3 protein-coding genes are annotated in these 5,124 nt (G+C 69.0%); all 3 read right to left on the bottom strand.

The window, feature by feature from the left end:
• Positions 1–122 precede the first annotated feature (122 nt).
• A complete protein-coding gene (locus K9U40_RS21925) occupies positions 123–3,356 on the bottom strand; it encodes an efflux RND transporter permease subunit (protein WP_282892234.1) in 3,234 nt (1,077 codons plus the stop codon).
• Between the two features lie 215 nt (positions 3,357–3,571).
• Positions 3,572–4,792 (bottom strand): efflux RND transporter periplasmic adaptor subunit, encoded by a 1,221-nt coding sequence (locus K9U40_RS21920; RefSeq protein ID WP_282892233.1) that lies wholly within the window; start codon positions 4,790–4,792, stop codon positions 3,572–3,574.
• A gap of 37 nt (positions 4,793–4,829) precedes the next feature.
• Positions 4,830–5,124, bottom strand: a 295-nt coding sequence (locus K9U40_RS21915) for an alpha/beta hydrolase fold domain-containing protein (RefSeq protein ID WP_282892232.1), incomplete at its 5' end; no start/stop codon positions are given.

Raw genomic sequence — 5,124 nt, 5'->3', positions numbered from 1 at the left:
CACCCTGCCCTCCCCCGCAAGCGGGAGAGGGTTCTCATCGTAACCGGCCGAAGCAGTGGTCTTTCAGGCCGAGGCACCGCCTTGTTCTCGCCCGCCGTTCCGGGAACGGACCAGCCGCCGCCTCACTCCCCCGGCTGAAGCGCCGGGGGCGTCGCGGTGGTGGTGCCATGGCCCGGCCCATGGGGCGCGTCCGCCCCCACCGTGCCGTGGCCGTGCTGGGTGAGCGGCCGGTTGCCCGCAAGCGCCCGCAGCATCACGTAGAACACCGGCGTCAGGAAGATGCCGAAGGCGGTCACGCCGATCATGCCCGCGAACACCGCCGTGCCCATGGCCTGACGCATCTCCGCCCCGGCGCCGATGGAGGTGACCAGCGGCACCACGCCCATGATGAAGGCGAGCGAGGTCATCAGGATCGGCCGTAGCCTGAGCCGGCTCGCCTCCAGCGCCGCCTGGACCGGGGTGCGGCCGGCGAACTCCAGCTCGCGGGCGAACTCCACGATCAGGATGGCATTCTTGGCCGAAAGCCCCACCAGCACCACGAGGCCGATCTGGGTGAAGACATTGTTGTCCCCGCCGGCGAGCCACACCCCGGTCATGGCCGCGAACAGGCCCGTGGGCACGATCATGATGATGGCGAGCGGCAGCATCAGGCTTTCATACTGGGCCGCCAGCACCAGGAAGACGAGGAAGATGGCGAGCGGGAACACCCACACCGCCGAATTGCCGGCGAGGATGTCCTGGTAGGTGAGTTCCGTCCATTCGAAGGCGAAGCCCTTGGGCAGGGTCTCGGCCGCGATGCGCTCCACCGCCGCCTGCGCCTCGCCGGAGGAGAAGCCGGGAGCGGCACCGCCGTTCACGTCCGCCGAGAGGAAGCCGTTGTAGCGCATGGCCCGCTCCGGCCCCGCCGCCGAGCGCACCTTGAGCAATGCCGAGAGCGGAATCATCTCGCCGCTGGCCGAGCGCACCTTCAGGGTGCCCACGTCCTCGGGCCGGGCGCGGAACGGGGCGTCCGCCTGCACCCGCACCGTGTAGGTACGCCCGAAGGTGTTGAAGTCGTTCACATAGGCCGAGCCCAGATAGATCTGCATGGTCTCGAACACGTCGGTGACCGCGACATTCAGCTGGCGCGCCTTCACCCGGTCGATGTCGGCGAACAGCTGGGGCACGTTCACCTGGTAGGAGGAGAACAGGCCGGCCAGCTCCGGCGCCGCGGCGGCCTTGGCGAGGAAGGCCCTGGTGGCCTCGTCCAGCGCCGCGTAGCCGAGACCGGCGCGATCCTCGATCTGGAACTTGAACCCGCCGATGGTGCCGAGCCCTTGCACCGGAGGCGGGGGGAACATGGCGATCATGGCGTCGGGGATGGCGGCGAATTTCTGGTTCAATGCCAAAGCGATGGCATTGCCGGAAAGGGCCGGCGACTTGCGGTGCTCGAAGTCGTCCAAACCGACAAAAACAATGCCGGAGTTGGAGGAGTTCGTGAACCCGTTGATGGAGAGGCCGGGGAAGGCGATGGCCGACTTCACGCCCTCCTCCTTGAGGGCGATGTCGCTCATCTGGCGGATCACCTCTTCCGTGCGGTCCAGCGTGGCGCCGTCGGGAAGCTGAGCGAAACCAACGAGATATTGCTTGTCCTGCCCCGGCACGAAGCCGGGCGGCACGGCGCGGAACAGCACCACCGTCATGGCCACCAGCACGACGTAGAGGCCCAGCATGACCGCCTTGTGGGCGATGGTCCGCTTCACCACGCTGCCATAGGCGTTGGAGCCCGTCACGAAGGCCTTGTTGAAGCCCTTGAAAAACCAGCCGAAAGCAAAATCCATGACGCGCGTGAGGCGATCCTTCGGCGCATCATGCCCCTTCAGCAGCAGGGCCGAGAGGGCGGGGGACAGGGTGAGGGAATTGATGGCCGAGATCACCGTCGAGATGGCGATGGTGAGGGCGAATTGCTTGTAGAACTGGCCGGTTAGCCCGGTGATGAAGGCCAGCGGCACGAACACCGCGATCAACACCAGGGCGATGGCGATGATGGGTCCGGACACCTCCTGCATGGCCTTGTAGGTGGCCTCCCGCGGGGAGAGCCCGCTCTCGATGTTGCGCTCCACATTCTCCACCACCACGATGGCGTCATCCACCACGATGCCGATGGCCAGCACCAGCCCGAACAGGGTCAAGGCATTGATGGAAAAACCGAACAGGTGCATCACCGCGAACGTGCCGACGATGGAGACCGGCACCGCCAGCAGCGGGATGATGGAGGCCCGCCAGGTCTGGAGGAACACGATCACCACCAGCACCACCAGCAGCACCGCTTCCAGCAGCGTGTGCACCACCGCGTCGATGGAGGCGCGGACGAACTGGGTGGTGTCGTAGACGATGGAATAATCCACGCCTTCCGGCATGTTGGCCTTGATCTCCTCCATCACCCGGCGCACCTCGTCGGCGATGCGGATGGCGTTGGAACCGGGGGCCTGGAAGATGGGCACCGCCACCGCCTGGGTGTTGTTGAGCAGGGAGCGCAGGGCATATTCGGAGGCGCCGAGCTCCACCCGCGCCACGTCCTTCAACAGCACGATCTCACCATTCGTGCCGCTCTTCACCACGATGTTGCCGAACTCCTCCACGTTGGCGAGGCGGCCCTGGGCGTTGATGGAAAGCTGGAGGTCGAGCCCCGGCGCGCCGGGGGAGGCGCCCACCACGCCGGCCGCCGCCTGCACGTTCTGGGCGCGGATCTCACGCACCACGTCGGCGGCGGAAAGCCCGTGCTCGGCCACCTTCTGCGGGTCGAGCCAGATGCGCATGGAGTAATCGCCGGCGCCGAACAGCTGAACCTGCCCCACGCCCTCGATGCGGGCGAGGCGGTCCTTCACGTTCAGCACCGCGTAGTTGCGCAGATAGGTGGTGTCGTAGCGATTGTTGGGGGAGATCAGGTGCACCACCATGGTGAGGTCCGGCGAAGACTTCACCGTGGTGACGCCGAGGCGCCGCACTTCTTCCGGCAGGCGGGGCTCCGCCTGGGAGATGCGGTTCTGCACCAGCTGCTGCGCCTTGTCCGGATCGGTGCCGAGCTTGAAGGTGACGGTCAGCGTCATCAGGCCGTCTGTGGTGGCCTGGCTGGACATGTAGAGCATGTCCTCGACGCCGTTGATGGCTTCTTCCAGCGGGGTCGAGACGGTTTCGGCGATCACCTTGGGGTTGGCGCCGGGATAGGTGGCGCGGACCACCACCTGCGGCGGCACCACTTCCGGATATTCGGAGATCGGCATGGCCTGCATGGCGATGAGGCCGGCGAGGAAGATGAGCACCGAGAGCACGCCCGCGAAGATGGGCCGGTCGATGAAGAACTTGGACAGGTTCATGGGACCCTCCCGAAGATGCGGGTGGCTAAAGGGGTTCGGAACGCGGGACGCGACGGGTCCTTCCCCAATCCCGGCGCGGGAGGGGGCGGACGAAAAAGGTGGGTGAGGGGCGATGCCGCTTGCCAGGGGCGCGGCGCACGGCCCGCCCCTCACCCGCCCCCTCCCATGCGGGGGAGAGGGATCGAAACCGGTTCAGGTCGTGACGGCGCGCCGCGTCAGTTGGCGCGGGTCGCGGAAGCCGCCTCCGTCACCCGCATGGGCACGCTCTGCGGCATCACGGGTGCGCCGGGGCGCACGCGGTGGAGGCCGTTGACGACGATGCGCTCGCCCGCCTTCAGTCCGCTGGTGACCACGCGCAGGCCGTCCACGGGGGCGCCCAGCGTGACCTCGCGCCAGACCGCGGTGTTGGCGGCGTCCACCACGAAGACGAACTTCTTGTCCTGGTCCGTGCCCACCGCCCGCTCGCTCACCAGCAGGGCCGGCTCGCTGCGGGGCTGGCCCATCTCGAGGCGCGCGAACTGGCCGGGCAGGAGCCGCCCGTCGGTGTTGGCGAAGCGGGCGCGCACCCGCACCGTGCCGGTGCGCACGTCCACCTGGTTGTCCACCAGCTGCATGCGCCCCTCCACCGGCGGGCCGCCGGCGGAGGTGGTCATGAGCACCGGGATGCGGTCGAGCCGGTCGGAGACATCCGCGCCGGCGCCGAGCCCGGCGAGGGCGCGCGAGACGGTGGCCTCGTCGGCATTGAAGCTGGCATAGATGGGGTCCACCGACACCAGGGTGGTGAGCACCGGCGCGCCGGGACCGGCGGCCACGAGATTGCCCACCGTGATCTCCGACTTGCCGACGCGTCCCGCCACCGGCGCGCGGACGCGGGTGTAGGAGAGGCTGAGCTTCGCCGAGGTCAGTTTGGCTTCGGCGGCCCGCAGGCTGGCCTCGGCGGCGCGCTGGCCGTTGACCCGTTCGTCGAGGTCGCGCTGGGAGACGGTGCGGGAATTCCACAGGCGCTGGCCGCGCTCCAGCTCGTTGCGGGCAAGTTCCACGCGGGCCTGGGCGGCGGCCACCTGGGCCTCGGCCTCGGCCACTTCGGCCTCGAACGGCTCGGGATCGATGGAGACGAGAAGCTCGCCTTCCTTCACCAGCGCCCCCTCCCGGAAATGGACGGCCTTGATGGCGCCGGCGACGCGCGAACGCACCTCCACCCGCTCCACCGCCTCCAGCCGGCCGGAGAAGGTCTCGAACAGCCGGGCCTCGCGCGGCTCCACGGTGGCGACGGAGACCGGGACGGCGGCGGGCGCCGCCGCGGCCGGCTTCTCGGCATGGGCGGTGGTCTGGGGCAGGCCGTAGAGCGTGCCGAGGACAGCGGCGAGGGCGACGGTGCCGAGGAGGAGGCGGTTGCGCAGGCGGGCGGTGCGGGGCGTGGCGGTCTGGTCGGTCATGGGGCAGGTCCCTGGGGCAGTTCGGGATGTCGGGCAGTCAGAGGACGGCCGGGGCCGGCTTGCGCCGACGCGGCCGTGAGATTTCGAAGAAACGGGCGAACAGGGTGCGCAGGGCTCCGGCCCACGATTCGGGCTTCTCGGGCGGTGCCGAAATGCCATCGGGCCAGTGCGTGGGGCCGGGCAGGATATGAAGCTCAGTGGCGACGCGGGCCTTCTCCAGGGCGCCGGCGTAGCGCGCGCTCTCGTCCCGCATGGGGCAGTCCTGCGCGCTCACCACCAAAGCAGGGGGCAGGCCCTGCAGGCGGGAGGAGGCGAGGGGCGCGGCATAGGGG

The sequence above is a fragment of the Xanthobacter autotrophicus genome (assembly GCF_030015065.1).
Lineage (GTDB): Bacteria > Pseudomonadota > Alphaproteobacteria > Rhizobiales > Xanthobacteraceae > Xanthobacter > Xanthobacter autotrophicus_D.
The sequence above is the reverse complement of the archived record's forward strand: the minus strand, read 5'-3'. Positions and strand labels throughout refer to the sequence as shown.